Source organism: Bradyrhizobium cosmicum (assembly GCF_032290525.1).
Classification (GTDB): Bacteria; Pseudomonadota; Alphaproteobacteria; order Rhizobiales; family Xanthobacteraceae; genus Bradyrhizobium; species Bradyrhizobium cosmicum_A.
Map to the genome: position 1 here is coordinate 147,913 of NZ_JASXTA010000007.1, position 15,905 is coordinate 163,817.

Genomic DNA, 15,905 nt, shown 5'->3' on the forward strand with positions numbered 1-15,905 from the left:
ATGATCAACCCGACTTCCCTGCTCTATCCCGACGCCTTCCTCTCGCCGCTCGCCATCGACGAGGCCGTGCACCGCGCTCTCGACGAGGACCTCGGCCGCGCCGGCGACATCACTTCGCTGGGCACGATCCCGGAAGCGACCAGGGCGCAAGCCGTCCTCGTCGCGCGCCAGTCCGGCGTGATCGCCGGCTTGCCGCTGGCCCTGGCGACGCTGCAAAAGCTCTCGTCCGACATCGAGGTGCGCGCGCATGTCCGCGACGCCGCGCGCGTCGCTCGCGGGCAGCATGTGCTGACGATCTCGGGTCCGGCCCGCGCCATTCTCACCGCGGAACGGACCGCGCTCAATTTCGTCGGCCGCCTGTCGGGCGTCGCGACGCTCACGGCCGACTACGTCGCGCGAACCGAAGGCACGACAATGCGCATCTGTTGCACGCGCAAGACCACGCCGGGGCTACGGGCGCTGGAGAAGTATGCGGTGCGTTGCGGCGGCGGCTTCAACCATCGTTTCGGCCTCGACGATGCGATCCTGATCAAGGACAACCACATTGCGGTCGCGGGCGGGATTCGCCCCGTGCTGGAGCGCGCCCGCGCCCATGGCGGTCATCTCGTCAAGATCGAGATCGAGGTCGATACGCTGTCGCAACTGTGTGAGGTGCTCGACAGCGGGCTCGCCGATGCCGTGCTGCTCGACAACATGGATTTTGCGACGCTGCGCGAAGCTGTCAGGCTCAACGAGGGCCGCCTCGAGCTGGAGGCGTCCGGCGGAGTCACTCTGGAGTCGATCGCGGCCATCGCCGCGACTGGCGTCGACTACGCCTCAGCCGGCGCCCTGACCCATTCGGCGCCGAATTTCGACTGCGCGCTGGATATCGCGGCGTGAACGGCTACCTTCGTTCGCTCACGCCCATCTCCGCGGAGCTCTTGGCTGCCTGCGCGAGCTCGGCCGATAGCGCTGCGGTCTGGGCCGGGGTACCCCAGCTCGGTTCTTCGCTGCCGTCGCCCCAGGCGCGCGGGCGATAGAAGGTGTGCACGCCGGTCTTGTACATCTTCTTCATCTCGGCGACCCAGGACGGGCGTACCCAGTAGGCGTGATAGTGCGTGGACTTGCCGACCTCGGGCAACCAGATTTGCCCGTCGAGCATCGCCTTCGAGATCTTCTTGGCGCGCTCCCACATCTCGGGCTCGCGGATCACGTCGGCATTGTTGTCGCAGGCGAAGGTGAACTGACAGGCCAAGTGGCGGTGCTTGTTCTGATAGACCGCACCGCACACGGTGTCGGGATATTTGCCGGAGAACACGCGGTTCATCACGACCTGCGCAACCGCCATCTGGCCGCGCACGGCCTCGCCGCGCGATTCGAAATAGATGGCATCCGCGAGGCACTTCTCTGACTTCGCGCGAGACTTGTCGTCGAGTCCGAGCCGCTCCGCCGGCGATCTGGCGCGCTGGTTATCGGCGTTGACCGCACCCTTGGGCGCGACGCTCTCGCCGCTTTCGATGTCCTTGGCGATCCCGGCCGTCGGTGGCGTCAACGACGCCGTCACCTTCATATCGGGATCCGGCATCACGATCAGCGGTTCGGCGCCGGGTTGCCAGCTCTCGATGCTCTCGACATTGCCGCCGAGCGAGGAGCTGCCGAAGAACAGGTTCGAGGTCTTCACGCGGAACGGATCGCGCGGCGGTGCTTCTGGAATGGTCGCTTGCTTCAGCGTTTCGAGCGGCTGGACCGCGAACGCGCGCGCGGCGTCGCTGGCTTGCGGTGGATTGACATATTGCGGCAGCGGCGGCGCACGCAGGGCTTCCGCGAGCTCAGGGTCGAGCGCAGCCGCGGATTCCGGCGACATTGCCTGTGGTAACGCGACGGTCTTGGCGCCGAACACCGAGCTGTTCGAGGTTGCGGGATCTTGCTGCGCTGGCGCTGCGGATGGCGCCGCCGTGCCGGGAGCTTGCGTCGGCGTAGCGATTGCGAGGCGATCGCCCTTCATGGAGCGATCGACCTTGGGAAAATCGGCGGCCTGGTAGCGCGGCGGCGCCTGCAGCGCCGGATTGCGGCTGATCGCGCCGGTGACGTCGCGGCTATCGAGGCTCGCGAGGCGGACCATCGCGCTCTGCGGAATCGAGGTGCCGATGGGACGGGAAAAGCTGTAGGTGGCGAGCTGGATCGAGGACGCTGCGGAGAAGACCTGCTTCTGCCAACGCTCGGCGACGCCGGGCTGACGCGCCAGCAACGACGAAATGTCCTGATAGCCGGTCTCTCTCGGCATCAATGCGAAGATGCAGAGACCGATTCCGAAGGACGCGAACCGCGCGCCCTTCGGATGGTTACGCAACACTGACATCGACACGCTCACGCTACGCTTACGCCAGGAAGATCGACCAGCAGTACATCCGTGCAATTCGATCTTTATCGTAAGTATCCAATTTAGGTTGCCGGGGCGTTAATCGGGGTTGCACGCGCGGCACACGCAAGCGATTGCAGGTGTTTTCACGGGCAATGATACGCGTTGGTAAACGCCGCCTGATGTGAAGCGGTAAACAATCGGTCAACGCGAATGGTGAAGGAACTCTTAGGAACGCGTAGCACTACGGGATACGCGTATGTTTCCGCTGTTGTGCACAGCGCCTCCACACCACCGCTGTCATGCTCCGCGAAAGCGGGGCATCCAGTACGCCGCAGCGTCTCGATTCAATTACCCATGTCTCGGCGTACTGGATCGCCCGGTCAAGCCGGGCGACGACAGCGAGTACGTGGAAACAACATTGAGTAAAATGAAAGAGGCGGGGTTTGGCCCCGCCTCTTCGCATTCAACATCTCAACTCTTCGCCTACGCTTGGCTCGCAACCGCCTTGCCGAGCGCGGCTTGCGCCGCGGCCAGCCGCGCGATCGGCACGCGGTAGGGCGAGCACGACACGTAGTCGAGGCCGATGTTGTGGCAGAAGGCGACGGAGGCCGGATCGCCGCCGTGCTCGCCGCAGATGCCGACCTTGAGCTGCGGGCGCGTCTTGCGGCCGCGGGCAACGCCGATCTTGACGAGCTCGCCGACGCCTTCCTGGTCGAGCGCGACGAAGGGATCGACCGAGAGGATGCCCTTTGCGACGTATGGACCGAGGAAGCTCGCCGCGTCGTCGCGGCTGATGCCGTAGGTGGTCTGCGTGAGATCGTTGGTGCCGAACGAGAAGAACTCGGCCGACTGCGCGATCTCGCCCGCGAGCAGGCAGGCGCGCGGCAGCTCGATCATGGTGCCGACCTGGTAGCCCAGCTTGGTGTTGGTCTCGCGCATTACCGCCTTCGCGGTGGCATCGATGCGCGCCTTGACGAGATCGAGCTCCATTTTGGTCGCGATCAGCGGCACCATCACCTCGAGGCCGACGGCCTTGCCGGTGCGCTTCTCGGCCTCGACTGCCGCCTCGAAGATCGCCCGCGCCTGCATCTCAGCGATTTCAGGGTAGGCGATTGCGATACGGCAGCCGCGGAAGCCGAGCATCGGATTGAACTCGGAGAGCTCGCGCGCGCGGTCGGCGAGGCGCCGCGGGTCGGTGTTCATGGCACGCGCCACTTCCTCGACCTCGGCGTGAGTGTGCGGCAGGAACTCGTGCAGCGGCGGATCGAGCAGGCGGATCGTGACGGGCAGGCCCTTCATGATCTCGAACAGCTCGACGAAGTCGGCGCGCTGCATCGGCAGAAGCTTCGCCAGCGCGGCACGGCGCGACTGCTCGTCCTCGGAGAGGATCATCTCGCGCACCGTGCGGATGCGCGTCTCCTCGAAGAACATGTGCTCGGTGCGGCAGAGGCCGATGCCTTCCGCGCCGAACTTGATCGCGGTGCGCGCGTCGTCCGGCGTGTCGCCGTTGACGCGCACGCCGATCTTGCGGACCTGGTCGGCCCAGTTCATCAGCGTGCCGAACTCGCCGGAGAGCTCCGGCTCGATCATCGGCATGCGACCGGCGAGCACCTGGCCGAGCGAGCCATCGATGGTGATGACGTCGCCGGTTTTGAAGGTGCGCGAGCCGATGCTCATGGTGCCGCGGCCGTAATCGACGCGGATGGTGCCGCAGCCGGAGACGCAGGGCTTGCCCATGCCGCGCGCGACCACCGCGGCGTGCGAGGTCATGCCGCCACGGGTGGTCAGGATGCCTTCGGCGGCGTGCATGCCGTGGATGTCTTCCGGACTGGTCTCGATACGGACCAGGATGACCTTGCGTCCGTCGCCCTGAAGCTTGGCCGCTTCATCCGATGAGAACACGATCTCGCCGGAGGCAGCTCCCGGCGAAGCCGGCAGGCCGGTCGCGATCACGTCGCGCTTGGCGTTGGGATCGATGGTCGGATGCAGGAGCTGGTCGAGCGAAGCCGGATCGATCCGCGACACCGCTTCCTTCTTGGTGATCAGGCCTTCATTGGCGAGCTCGACCGCGATGCGCAGCGCCGCCTTGGCGGTACGCTTGCCGCCGCGGGTCTGCAGCATCCACAGCTTGCCCTGCTCGACCGTGAACTCCATGTCCTGCATGTCGCGGTAGTGCTTCTCGAGCAGCGTATAGATCCGCGTCAGCTCCTTGAAGGCCTCCGGCATTGCCGATTCCATCGACGGCTTGTCGGAGCCCGACTCTTTCCGCGCCTCTTCTGTGATGTCCTGCGGCGTGCGGATGCCCGCGACCACGTCCTCGCCCTGCGCGTTGATCAGGAACTCGCCGTAGAGCTTGCTCTCGCCGGTCGACGGGTTGCGCGTGAAGGCAACGCCGGTCGCCGACGTTTCGCCCATGTTGCCGAACACCATGGCCTGCACGTTGACCGCGGTACCCCAGGATTCCGGAATGTCGTGCAGCTTGCGGTAGGTCACCGCGCGCGCGTTCATCCAGGATGAAAACACCGCGCCGATCGCGCCCCAGAGCTGGTCGTGCGGATCCTGCGGAAAGTCCTTGCCGGTCTCGCGCGCGACCGCGTCCTTGTACTTGCCGACCAGCTCGACCCAGTCCTGGGCCGACAGGTCGGTGTCGAGCGTATAGCCCTGGCTGTCCTTGAAGCTGTCGAGGATTTCCTCGAAGTGATGATGCTCGAAGCCGAGCACCACGTCGGAATACATGGTGATGAAGCGGCGATAGCTGTCATAGGCAAAGCGGCGATCGCCCGACAGCTCCGACAGCGCTTCCACGGTCTCGTCGTTGAGGCCGAGATTGAGCACGGTGTCCATCATGCCCGGCATCGAGGCGCGGGCGCCGGAGCGCACGGAGACGAGCAGCGGGTTCTTGGTGTCGCCGAACACCTTGCCGGTCAACTTGCCGACATGGTCGAGCGCCTTCTCAACCTGCGACTGCAATTCCTTGGGGTAGGATTTGTCGTGCGCGTAGAAATAGGTGCAGACCGAGGTCGGGATGGTGAAGCCCGGAGGCACCGGCAGGCCGAGATTGGCCATCTCGGCGAGGTTGGCGCCTTTGCCGCCAAGCAGGTCGCGCATTTCCGACCGGCCCTCGGCCTTGCCGCCACCGAACGTGAACACCCATTTGCCGGCCTTGGCCGCAGCTGGCGCCGCTTTGGTGGGCGCAGCCTTTTTCGGTGCAGGCTTCTTCGATGCAGGCTTCGCAGTGACCTTGGGTGCGGCCGTCTTGGCTGCGGGCTTGGCGACCGGCTTCGGGGCGCTCTTCAAGGCACTCTTCGGAAGCGCCTTGCGGGCCGCCGGCGCGGCGGTCGCTTTCGCGGAGGACTTTGATTTCGCTGGTATTTTCGCTGGAGTTTTATTCGGCTTCGAGGCGGCTTTGGCCATAGCTTGCACACAACCTGCGAGAGGAAAGGGAAATCGCGGGCCTTACACCACTTTGGGCAGGCCCGCGCAAGTCGAAGAGTTCCGGAAAATCAAGGCCTAGAGATGGAGCCACTTCAACAATCCGAGCCCAATCGCACCATTTATGATGAGAAAGATCGCAACGATCAGGTTGAGAAGGCGCGGCATGATCAGAATGAGCACGCCCGCAAGCAGCGACAGAAGCGGCGAGATGTGGGCGACGGTGATGTGCATGAATTGTCTTTCCGTGGGCTGAGGCGAATCGCGGCCGGATCATAGCGGACCGGGTTCCGCGGGTAGAGACGCCCTTGGGGGCAAACAGGTTCCCGCCTTCGCGAAAACTGCCTGAAAATGCCGCGAATGCGGCAGGGCGTTTTCCGGAACATCGCGCGCGTCGCAGCATTGGCGACCGGTCGCGCCACTGGCGCTTCCCGAAAACCTTCTCGAAGGAGTTGCCCATGCGGAACAGAATTTTCGCTCTTGCAGCGCTCGCGGCCGCGATCGGCTCGCCCCTTGCGGTGCAGGCGCAAAGCGATGTCACGGTGGGACGCGCGCCCGCCGTGGTCGACAGCGCCCCAACGATTGCGGTCGAACAGCGGCCGGCTTTCCGTGACTATGTCGTCGAGCAACGTGTGCCGCCCTTCCGCACTCCCGATCGCGTGGTGGTCGGTGCCACCTTACCCGAGACGGGCATCACCTATTATGACGTGCCACAACGTTTCGGCGCTACCACGTACCGCTACACCGTCGTGAACGGCGAGACCGTGCTGGTCGAGCCGCGCTCGCGTCGCATCGTCGAGGTGCTGAACTAGCGTCCAACTCGACACGAGTTCAACTCGATGTCCGGCGCGCCATATCAGGCTGGCGCGAGCAGTGTTAAATCGGACATCAGGCCCCGCCCGGTCTTCCCCCCGCCGGGCGGGGCTTTTTCGTGTGCGCGTGCTCTCGTGTCCCGGGCAAGCGAAGCGTAGACCCGGGACCCAGAAGCTCCGAGCACGCCGTGACATGGGCCCCGGCTCTGCAGCGCACCGCAAAGATGCGCTGCGCAGCGTCCGGGGCACACTCAATCCTGGATCTTGGAGAAATCCGCCACCGCACGGATGGCGCTGCGGATTTCGTTCAGCAGCTTCAGGCGGTTCTCGCGCACCTTCGCATCGTCGTCGTTGACGCGTACCTTCTCGAAGAACGCATCGACCGGCGGACGCAGCTTTGCCATCGCACTCATCGCCGCGGCAAAGTCTTCCTTGGCGACGGCAGCGCTGGCTTCCACCGTCACCTCGCCGATCGCCTTGGCCAGCGCCTTCTCCTCGGCGAGACTGTAGAGCGCAGGCTCCGGCGTACCGTCGAATGTGCGCTTGTCCTTCTTCTCCTCGATGCCAAGGATATTGCTGGCGCGTTTGATGCCGGCAAGCAGGTTCTTGCCGTCGTCGGTCTCGAGGAACTTGCCGAGCGCCTCGACGCGGCGGACGATCATCAGCAGATCGTCCTGGCCACCGAGCGCAAACACGGCGTCGACGAGATCGTGACGCGCGCCCTGCTCGCGAAGCTGGACCTTCAGGCGGTCGGCGAAGAAGGCAAGCAGGTCGCCCGGAAGCTTCTCCACATCCGCCGACTTTACGGACAAGCCGCCGAGTGCGGAGGCCGCCACCTTCATGAGCGACAGACGCAAATTGTTCTCGGCAATCAGTCTGATCACGCCCAGCGCCGCACGCCGCAGCGCATACGGGTCCTTGCTGCCGGTCGGCTTCTCGTCGATCGCCCAGAAGCCAGCGAGCGTGTCGAGCTTGTCGGCGAGCGCCACCGCCACGCTGACCGGATCGGTCGGCACGCGATCGGCCGGCCCCTGCGGCTTGTAGTGCTCCTCACAGGCGGCAGCAACGGAGGCATCCTCGCCCTGCGCCATGGCGTAATACTTGCCCATCAGGCCCTGCACCTCAGGGAATTCGCCGACGACTTCGGTCAGCAAATCCGCCTTCGCCAGATGCGCGGCACGCTTGGCTTTCGCGACATCAGCGCCCACCAGCGGCGCGATCTCGGCGGCCAGACGTTCAATGCGCTTGATGCGTTCAGCCTGGGTGCCAAGCTTCTCGTGGAACACGATCTGCTCGAACTTCGGCAGACGGTCTTCCAGCTTTGTCTTGAGATCGGTCTCGTAGAAGAACTTCGCATCCGACAGGCGCGGACGGATCACGCGTTCGTTGCCGGCGACGATGGTCTCGCCGCCGTCGGGCGCCTCGATATTGGCGGTGAGCACGAACTTGTTGGTCAGCTTGCCCGTCTTCGGATCTTTAACGACGAAGCACTTCTGGTTGTTGCGGATGGTGGCGCGGATCACCTCGTCCGGGATCGCGAGATATTCGGCTTCGAACGATCCCATCATGACAACCGGCCATTCGACCAGGCCCGAGACCTCGTCGAGCAGCACCTGATCCTCGACCAGTTCGAATCCTTGCGCGAAGGTCAGCTCCTTGGCGTCGGCGAAGATGATGTCCTTGCGCGCCTGCGGATCGAGGATGACTTTGGCAGCCTTCAGCTTCGCTTCATAGTCCTCGAAACGGCGCACGGAAATCGCAGCTGGCGCCATGAAGCGGTGGCCGTAGGTGGTTTGGCCGGTTTCGATGCCGTCGACCTCGAACTTCACGACATCGGGGTCTTCGGTCTCGAGCCCGAAGGTCGCGGTGATCGCGTGCAGCGGACGCACCCAGCTCAGCGATCCCGGCTTGCCCGAGCGCGCGCCCCAGCGCATCGATTTCGGCCAGGGGAAGGTGCGGATGATCACCGGCAGAATCTCGACGAGCACGTCGATCGCGTCGCGGCCGGGCTTCTCGATCAATCCGATGTAGAAATCACCCTTGGGGTCGCGCTGGATCTTGGCCTCATCGAGCGATTTCAGGCCTGTCGCTTTCAGAAAGCCCTGCACGGCCGCATCGGGCGCGCCGATCTTGGGGCCGCGGCGTTCGGTCTTCAGATCGGGCTGGCGCGCAGGGATTCCGTGCACGGTCAGCGCGAGGCGGCGCGGTGTCGCGAACGCTTTGGCACCTTCGTAGACGAGGCCTTCGGCGACGAGCTTGTCGGTGACCATGCGGCGCAGGTCGTCGGCCGCCTTGGCCTGCATCCGCGCGGGGATTTCTTCGGAGAATAGTTCAAGCAAAAGATCGGGCATCAGGCCGCTCCGCCCGCTTCGGTATGGATCCAGGCCTCGCCGCAAGCCTTGGCCAGCTCACGCACGCGAAGAATGTAGCTCTGCCGCTCGGTCACGGAGATCACGCCGCGCGCGTCGAGCAGGTTGAAGACGTGGCTCGCCTTGATGCACTGGTCATAGGCCGGCAGCGCCATCAGATGCGCCTCGCGCTTGCCGTCTTTCCAGCCAGCCTCAAGATATTTCCGGCATGCCCCTTCCGCCATCTTGAACTGCTCGAACAGCATCGCGGTGTCGGCAACTTCAAAGTTGTGGCGCGAATATTCCTGCTCCGCTTGCAGGAACACATCGCCATAGGTGACCTTGGCGTCGCCCTCGCGGCCGTTGAAATTGAGGTCGTAGACGCGGTCGACACCCTGCACATACATCGCGAGGCGCTCGAGCCCGTAGGTGAGCTCGCCCGCCACCGGCGCGCATTCAAAACCCGCGACCTGCTGGAAATAGGTGAACTGAGAGACTTCCATGCCGTCGCACCAGCACTCCCAGCCGAGACCCCAGGCGCCCAGCGTCGGGCTCTCCCAGTCGTCCTCGACGAAACGGATGTCGTGCACGGCGGAATCGATGCCGATCGCGGCCAGCGATTTCAGGTACAGATCCTGAAGGTTCGGCGGCGACGGCTTCATGATCACTTGGAACTGGTAGTAGTGCTGCATCCGGTTCGGGTTTTCGCCGTAGCGGCCATCCTTGGGCCGGCGCGAGGGCTGCACATAGGCGGCGTTCCAGGGCTTTGGCCCGAGCGCGCGCAGGGTCGTGGCCGGATGGAAGGTGCCCGCGCCCATCTCCATGTCGTAGGGCTGCAGGATCACGCAGCCCTGCTCGGCCCAGAACCGCTGGAGCGCGAGGATGAAACCCTGGAACGAGCGTTCCGGGCGCATATGGGCGGGCAATGAGGCGTCCATCGTCAGATCAGGCTCTCGCGGGGGGTGAATCGCGCGGGACCGTATCGACGGCGGGGGTGGGAATCAAGGCAAAGGGGCCAAAATGGCTGTCATTCCGGGGCGATGCGGAGCATCGAACCCGGAATCTCGAGATTCCGGGTTCGCCCTTTGGGCGCCCCGGAATGACGGAGAATGTGTAACTAACCCGGCCGATAAGCTCCCGTCACCGGGTCACGCTTCAACGTCTGAATAGTCCCGGCATGGGCGGCCTCGGCGACGCGTGACAGGCGCATCTCCTCCAGCTCCTGGTTGATCCGGACAGCGGTCTTGTAGGCCCAGCGGACCACGGCAAGCCCGCCCAGGACGCCCGCGAAAGCGACGAACGGCGGCATCGGTCGATCCTTGTTGAGTGCTCAGCCCCCACGCACATTCTTGCGCAGACCGGACCGCACCGCAATTGGCCCGAGTTCAAATCCCCTCGGACCAAATGGCGCGGGCGGGCGCCGCCTAGAACCCGAATTTCGCCCAAATCGCCCGCGTTTCGACCGCCGAGATCAGCTCGTCCGGCAGCCCGGCGATCGTTTCCAGAGCCGAAAGCTGACCCGCGCCGGGCGATTTGCGCCCCAAAAGGCCGGAGAGCAGTCCGGTCGGCTGCGCAATCACGGGGGTGAGAACCTTCTCGCCATAGCGGGCACGAAGAGTTGAGCGGAGATCGCCGATGCCATCGGCGAGCCCGAGCGCGATCGCGCTCTCGCCGGCCCAGTATTCGCCCGTGAACAGCGTGTCGTCGTTGCCCTTGAGCCGCGTGCTGCGGCTCTCCTTCACCAGCGAAATGAAGATCTGATGGATCTCGCGCTGGATCGCCTTGAGCTTCGCCACGTCGTCAGGGTTTTCCGGCAGGAATGGGTCGAGCATCGCCTTGTGCGAGCCGGCCGTGTAGAGCCGCCGCTCGATGCCGAGCCGCCTGATCGCCTCCTGGAAACCGAAGCTACCGCCGACCACGCCGATCGAGCCGAGGATCGAGGACGGGTCGCAGATGATCTCGTCGCCGGCGCAGGCGAGCATGTAGCCGCCGGAGGCCGCGACATCCTCGACGAACACCAGGACCTTTAGCTTCTTCTCCGCGGCCAGCTGCTTGATGCGCAGATAGATCTGGCGCGACTGCACCGGCGAGCCGCCGGGCGAATTGATCACCAGTGCCACCGCCTTGGCGTTCCGATACGAAAACGCCCGCTCCAGCACGCGCGCGACACCCGCGAGCGACATGCCCGGGCGCAGCGGCGTCACCGCGCCGATCACGCCCGAGAGCCGCACCACCGGCACGACCGCCGTGCCGGGACGGAATCGCGCCGGCAGATATTGCATGAGCTTGTCGGCCAGGCCGGAACTCTCACGATCGTTCAATTTTTCGGCCATGCCGTTACCTCTGATTAACCATTTCTTATCACGCGACTGTCATTGGAAGTGCCCGGAACGTGTTTTGCAGAATCTCCGTTGAGAGGCTGCAATGAGGCAGCGGAGAACGCCATGAAAATCTACCTGCTGATGCTGCTGATCGGTGCGCTGTTCATGGCGATCCGCCTGACGACGCCGCAGGACCAGCAGTCGGAATCGCTTCCCCAGTAAGCATTCACGACTCCGCCAGCGGCAACACCGCTCTCCCGTCCAGGATATCCCTCACCTCGTTGTCAGGCACGCCTCGCTCGTCGTTGAGCATGAGCCCCGGCAGCAGCCGCGTTCGCGCCCGGCCGCCCTTGACCGCGCGCACCAGCACGCGGATCGCGGGCCGGCCCGCCTCGCCGTGAACCGGCAGGATCGCCAGGCTGCCAAAGCCGCGCGACAACGCTGCCAGGACATCGCCAATCCCATCTGCACGCCAGATCAATGTCAGCGCGCCATTCGACCGGAGGATGCGCCGCGCTGCATGCACCCACGCATGCAGCGTCTCCTCCGTCGCCATATGCGCGGTGTGGCGCGCCTGATCCGGCGAGCCGCGATGACGTGCGGGATCGTTGAAGGGCGGGTTCATCAGCACCACGTCGACGCTGTCGGGCCCGAGGCCATTTGCCGCAAACGCCTGCGCGTCGGCCGTCACGTCGAGCACAATCGTCTCGGCCGCAATCGCATTCGCCGCCGCATTGGCGCGCGCGAGCTCCGCCAGTTCCGGATCAATCTCGATCAGACCAAGTCTGATCCCGGCCACACGCCGGGCAAGCGCCAGCCCGGCGGTGCCGATCCCGGCGCCGAGATCGACCACACGCTCGCCGGCTCGGGTCTCCGTGGCCGCCGCGAGCAAAATGGCATCATGCCCGGCGCGATGGCCGGACCGCTTCTGCTTCAGGCGCAGCTGGCCGCCGAGAAAGGCGTCCTCGGTGATGTCCGGCAGGGCCTCAATCATCGCCGCGCAGTTCGTGGCTGAGGCCGGCCTCGGTGAGGAGTTCCCTGGCCTCCTGGGCGTCGTCCTCATGGACCAGGATCCGCCGCGGCAAGATACCGAGCGAGCCCTCGATGATGCTCATGTTCTGGTCCAGCACCAGATGATGGATGTTGGCGCCGTCGAGCAGCGCGCCGATCGCCGACACCAGCACAATATCGTTGGTTCGAACCAGTTCGCGCAAAGCAGGTCTCCTGCCTGAAGGGGGTTAAAGCGGCGAATGTCAATGGTTCTGCAGCCCTTGCCGCATCCGCCGCCAGTTTCTATTGTCTTTCCATCAGAATAGCCCTTCCGGGGAAAATATTGGAGACCGGCGTGGCCGTCATCGTACCTTTCGAAACTCCCGGCGCGTCGATCGAACAGCTGGTTGCCCTTGTCGCCGGCGACATGGAGCGCGTCAACACCACGATCCTGTCGCGGACCGGGTCGGACGTGACCATGATCCCGGAGGTCGCCAACCACCTCATCTCCTCCGGCGGCAAGCGCCTGCGCCCGATGCTCACGCTCGCCATGGCCAGCCTCGCCGGCTACACCGGCGACGGCCACGTCAAGCTCGCCGCGTCCGTCGAATTCATGCACACCGCCACCCTGCTCCACGACGACGTCGTCGACGAGAGCGAGATGCGACGCGGCAAGCTGTCGGCGCGCATGCTCTGGGGCAACGAGGCGAGCGTGCTGGTCGGCGACTTCCTGCTCGGCCAGGCCTTCCGCATGATGGTCGAAGTCGGCTCGCTCCGCGCGCTCGACATCCTTTCCGCCGCCGCCGCCACCATCGCCGAGGGCGAGGTGATGCAGCTTGCGGCCGCCAAGAACACCGCGACCACCGAGGACGAGTATCTCGCCGTGATCCGCGGCAAGACCGCCGAGCTGTTCGCCGCCGCCTGCGAGGTCGGGCCGGTGATCGCCAACCGCCCCAAGGCGGAGCAGACCGCCTGCCGCTCTGTCGGCATGAATCTCGGCATTGCCTTCCAGCTCGTCGACGACGTGCTCGACTATGGCGGCAAGAGTGCGAAACTCGGCAAGAACACCGGCGACGATTTCCGCGAAGGCAAGATCACGCTGCCGGTCGTGCTCGCCTTCCGCCGCGGCAACGACACCGAGCGCGCCTTCTGGATTCGCGCGCTGGAGCGCGGCGAGATCGGTGACGGCGATCTCGACCACGCCATCGGCCTGATGAACAAGCACCGCGCACTTGAGGATACAATCAGCCGCGCCCACCACTACGGCGCCATGGCCGTCGATGCGCTCGCGCTGTTCCCGTCGTCGCCGATGAAGAGCGCGCTGGAGCAGGTCGTGGCGTTCTGTTTGGCAAGGTCGCATTAATTCGCGTTTCGGCTCGACGCGCTGGTCGCTCCTACACTTGCAGTAGCCCGTCATCATCCTGAGGTGCGAGGCATGGGACGCAACGCGTCCCATGGGGAGCCTCGAAGGATGCACGGCCGCGATGCAGCCGGCCGCCGCCCTTCGAGGCTCGCCGAAGAGGCGAGCACCTCAGGGTGACGGTGATAGATATGGGTGAGCCATTCCCCCTCGTCATTGCGAGCGCAGCGAAACAATCCAGACCGCCACCGCGGAAAGATTCTGGATTGCTTCGCTGCGCTCGCAATGATGGAGGAGGGTGCGCCGGCGTCGCCCCACTCTCGTGTCCCGGACGCGCTGCGGCGTGAAACGCTGCTGCGCAGATCCGGGGACCCACGCGACATCCGCAATCATCAGCAACATGGGCCCCGGCTCTGCAGCGCACCGCTGAAGAAGCGCTGCGCTGCGTCCGGGCAGCCCGGCTAGTGACTTGCATTTTGCAAGCTACTCCCCTACCTTGCCGCCATGCAGCCCAAATCGCCGTCCATCCAGGAATGCCCGGTCGGCCGCGCCGTGGAGACGGTCGGCGAGTGGTGGAGCATTTTGATCCTGCGGGATGCGTTCCAGGGGGCGACCAAGTTCGACGAATTCTCGCAAAGCCTCGGGATTGCGCCGAACATCCTGTCGCGGCGGCTTGCCCATCTCACCGCGAGCGGCATGTTCGTCCGCCGCCGCTATCAGGAGCGGCCGCCGCGTTACGACTATGTGCTGACGGACAAGGCACGGGATTTCTTTCCCGTGGTCGCGGCGCTGCTCGCCTGGGGCAACAAGCATCTCGCGCCGAAGGGCGAATCGATCGTGCTGGCGAACCGGAGTGACGTTCGTCCGTTCGATCCGATCGTGGTCGATGCCGCCGACATGCGTCCGATCACGCTCGCCAATGCGGTGCTTATCGCGGGTCCCCGCGCCAGCCGCGGCATGCGCGCGCGGCTCGCCTCGCTCAAAGCCATGAACCCGGCCGTCGCGCCGGCGGGAGACTGACATGCGTCGTATCGTCGTGACGGGAATGGGCGCGGTGTCGCCGCTCGCCTGTGGTGTTGAACTGTCCTGGCAGCGGCTGCTCGCCGGCCAAAGCGGACTGCGCCCCCTGCCCGAATGGGCGCAGGCGTTGCCTGCGCGCATTGCCGGCCGCGTGCCCGACAAGGCCGACGATGCCGACGGCGGTTTCGATCCCGCGCAGGCCGCCGCGCCAAAAGACCAGCGCAAGATGGACCGCTTCATCCTGTTCGCGCTGCTCGCCACCGCGGAAGCGGTGACGCAGGCCAAATGGATGCCGCAGGACGCCAGCGCGCTGGAACGAACCGCAACGATCATCGGCTCCGGCGTCGGCGGCTTCCCCGCAATGGCAGAGGCGGTGCGCATCACCGAGCAGCGCGGCGCGCGCCGGCTCTCGCCGTTCACGATCCCTTCGTTCCTCGCCAATCTCGCGGCCGGCCACGTCTCGATCAAATACGGCTACACGGGCGCGCTGGGCACGCCGGTCACGGCATGCGCCGCCGGCGTCCAGGCGATCGGCGATGCCGCGCGCATGATCCGCGGCGGCGAAGCCGACATCGCGATCTGCGGCGGCGCGGAAGCCTGCATCGATATCGTCAGCCTCGGCGGCTTTGCCGCGGCCCGCGCGCTGTCGAGCTCCTTCAACGACCAGCCCGCACGCGCCTCGCGCCCGTTCGATCGCGACCGCGACGGATTCGTCATGGGTGAGGGCGCCGGCATCCTGGTGATCGAGGATCTCGAGCATGCGCTGGCGCGCGGCGCGACGCCGATCGTGGAGCTCGTCGGATACGGCACGACGGCGGATGCCTATCACATGACGTCGGGTCCGCCCGACGGCGACGGCGCCCGCCGCGCCATGGAGATCGCGCTTCGGCAGGCCAACCTTGAGCCCGCCGATCTGCAGCACCTCAACGCGCACGCGACGTCGACGCCGGCCGGCGACGAGGGCGAGCTTGGCGCCATCGCCGCGCTGTTCGGCCGCAACCGCGGGATTGCCGTGAGCGCGACCAAATCGGCCACCGGCCATCTGCTCGGCGCCGCCGGCGGCCTCGAGGCGATCTTCACAATCCTCGCCCTGCGCGACCAGATCGCGCCGCCGACGCTCAATCTCGAAAATCCTGATGCGGGCGCTGATGGCATCGACATCGTCTCAGGCCGTGCGCGGCCGATGCCGATGCAGAGCGCCATCACCAATGGCTTCGGCTTCGGCGGGGTCAACGCCAGCGCGATCTTCCGCCGGATGGGCTGATGAGAGGCCTTGCAATC

The 15,905-nt window shown here is 65.4% G+C and carries 15 protein-coding genes; 5 read left to right on the plus strand and 10 right to left on the minus strand.

Annotated features, from left to right (window positions below; all coding sequences use genetic code 11):
* Positions 1-879, plus strand: a complete 879-nt coding sequence (gene nadC, locus QSV46_RS15185) for a carboxylating nicotinate-nucleotide diphosphorylase (protein WP_314952450.1) — start codon at positions 1-3, stop codon at positions 877-879.
* Positions 880-883: 4 nt separating this feature from the next.
* Here nadC and QSV46_RS15190 read toward each other — a convergent pair whose 3' ends face one another.
* The 3 genes from QSV46_RS15190 to QSV46_RS15200 all read right to left on the minus strand — a co-directional run bounded on the left by QSV46_RS15190 (position 884) and on the right by QSV46_RS15200 (position 6,007).
* Positions 884-2,338 carry a cell wall hydrolase gene (locus tag QSV46_RS15190; protein WP_314952452.1) on the minus strand — a complete coding sequence of 485 codons (1,455 nt, stop codon included), beginning with the start codon at positions 2,336-2,338 and terminating at the stop codon, positions 884-886.
* Between the two features lie 486 nt (positions 2,339-2,824).
* Entirely contained in the window at positions 2,825-5,755 is a 2,931-nt protein-coding gene (ppdK, locus tag QSV46_RS15195) for a pyruvate, phosphate dikinase (RefSeq protein ID WP_314952454.1), read from the minus strand.
* A 96-nt stretch (positions 5,756-5,851) separates the two neighbouring features.
* Positions 5,852-6,007, minus strand: coding sequence for a DUF3096 domain-containing protein (locus QSV46_RS15200; RefSeq protein WP_014497329.1), 156 nt, complete (start codon positions 6,005-6,007; stop codon positions 5,852-5,854).
* Positions 6,008-6,231: 224 nt separating this feature from the next.
* Between QSV46_RS15200 and QSV46_RS15205 the strand changes: the two genes are divergently transcribed.
* Entirely contained in the window at positions 6,232-6,585 is a 354-nt protein-coding gene (locus tag QSV46_RS15205; protein WP_314952478.1) for a DUF1236 domain-containing protein, read from the plus strand.
* Between the two features lie 251 nt (positions 6,586-6,836).
* Here QSV46_RS15205 and glyS read toward each other — a convergent pair whose 3' ends face one another.
* The 6 genes from glyS to QSV46_RS15235 all read right to left on the minus strand — a co-directional run bounded on the left by glyS (position 6,837) and on the right by QSV46_RS15235 (position 12,468).
* Positions 6,837-8,936, minus strand: a complete 2,100-nt coding sequence (gene glyS / locus QSV46_RS15210) for a glycine--tRNA ligase subunit beta (RefSeq protein WP_314952481.1) — start codon at positions 8,934-8,936, stop codon at positions 6,837-6,839.
* Complete coding sequence (locus QSV46_RS15215) at positions 8,936-9,871, minus strand: glycine--tRNA ligase subunit alpha (RefSeq protein ID WP_314952483.1); 936 nt, start codon at positions 9,869-9,871, stop codon at positions 8,936-8,938. Before QSV46_RS15215 ends, glyS begins: the two co-directional genes overlap by 1 nt.
* Positions 9,872-10,050: 179 nt before the next feature.
* Complete coding sequence (locus QSV46_RS15220) at positions 10,051-10,242, minus strand: hypothetical protein (RefSeq protein WP_314952487.1); 192 nt, start codon at positions 10,240-10,242, stop codon at positions 10,051-10,053.
* A gap of 115 nt (positions 10,243-10,357) precedes the next feature.
* Entirely contained in the window at positions 10,358-11,266 is a 909-nt protein-coding gene (locus QSV46_RS15225; RefSeq protein WP_314952490.1) for a S49 family peptidase, read from the minus strand.
* Between the two features lie 214 nt (positions 11,267-11,480).
* On the minus strand, positions 11,481-12,248 hold the full coding sequence (locus tag QSV46_RS15230) for a tRNA1(Val) (adenine(37)-N6)-methyltransferase (protein ID WP_314952492.1): 768 nt from the start codon (positions 12,246-12,248) through the stop codon (positions 11,481-11,483).
* Positions 12,241-12,468, minus strand: coding sequence for a DUF2007 domain-containing protein (locus QSV46_RS15235; protein WP_314952495.1), 228 nt, complete (start codon positions 12,466-12,468; stop codon positions 12,241-12,243). The genes QSV46_RS15230 and QSV46_RS15235 overlap by 8 nt, the downstream gene beginning before the upstream one ends.
* Before the next feature lie 131 nt (positions 12,469-12,599).
* Between QSV46_RS15235 and QSV46_RS15240 the strand changes: the two genes are divergently transcribed.
* Positions 12,600-13,607 carry a polyprenyl synthetase family protein gene (locus QSV46_RS15240; protein WP_314952497.1) on the plus strand — a complete coding sequence of 336 codons (1,008 nt, stop codon included), beginning with the start codon at positions 12,600-12,602 and terminating at the stop codon, positions 13,605-13,607.
* A gap of 210 nt (positions 13,608-13,817) precedes the next feature.
* Here QSV46_RS15240 and QSV46_RS15245 read toward each other — a convergent pair whose 3' ends face one another.
* Complete coding sequence (locus QSV46_RS15245) at positions 13,818-14,006, minus strand: hypothetical protein (RefSeq protein ID WP_314952500.1); 189 nt, start codon at positions 14,004-14,006, stop codon at positions 13,818-13,820.
* A 102-nt stretch (positions 14,007-14,108) separates the two neighbouring features.
* Here QSV46_RS15245 and QSV46_RS15250 point away from each other — a divergent pair, with 102 nt between their 5' ends.
* Both QSV46_RS15250 and fabF read left to right on the plus strand, forming a co-directional pair.
* Positions 14,109-14,624, plus strand: a complete 516-nt coding sequence (locus QSV46_RS15250; RefSeq protein ID WP_314952503.1) for a helix-turn-helix domain-containing protein — start codon at positions 14,109-14,111, stop codon at positions 14,622-14,624.
* 1 nt (position 14,625) lies between these two features.
* Positions 14,626-15,888 carry a beta-ketoacyl-ACP synthase II gene (fabF, locus tag QSV46_RS15255; protein ID WP_314952505.1) on the plus strand — a complete coding sequence of 421 codons (1,263 nt, stop codon included), beginning with the start codon at positions 14,626-14,628 and terminating at the stop codon, positions 15,886-15,888.
* Positions 15,889-15,905: the final 17 nt, after the last annotated feature.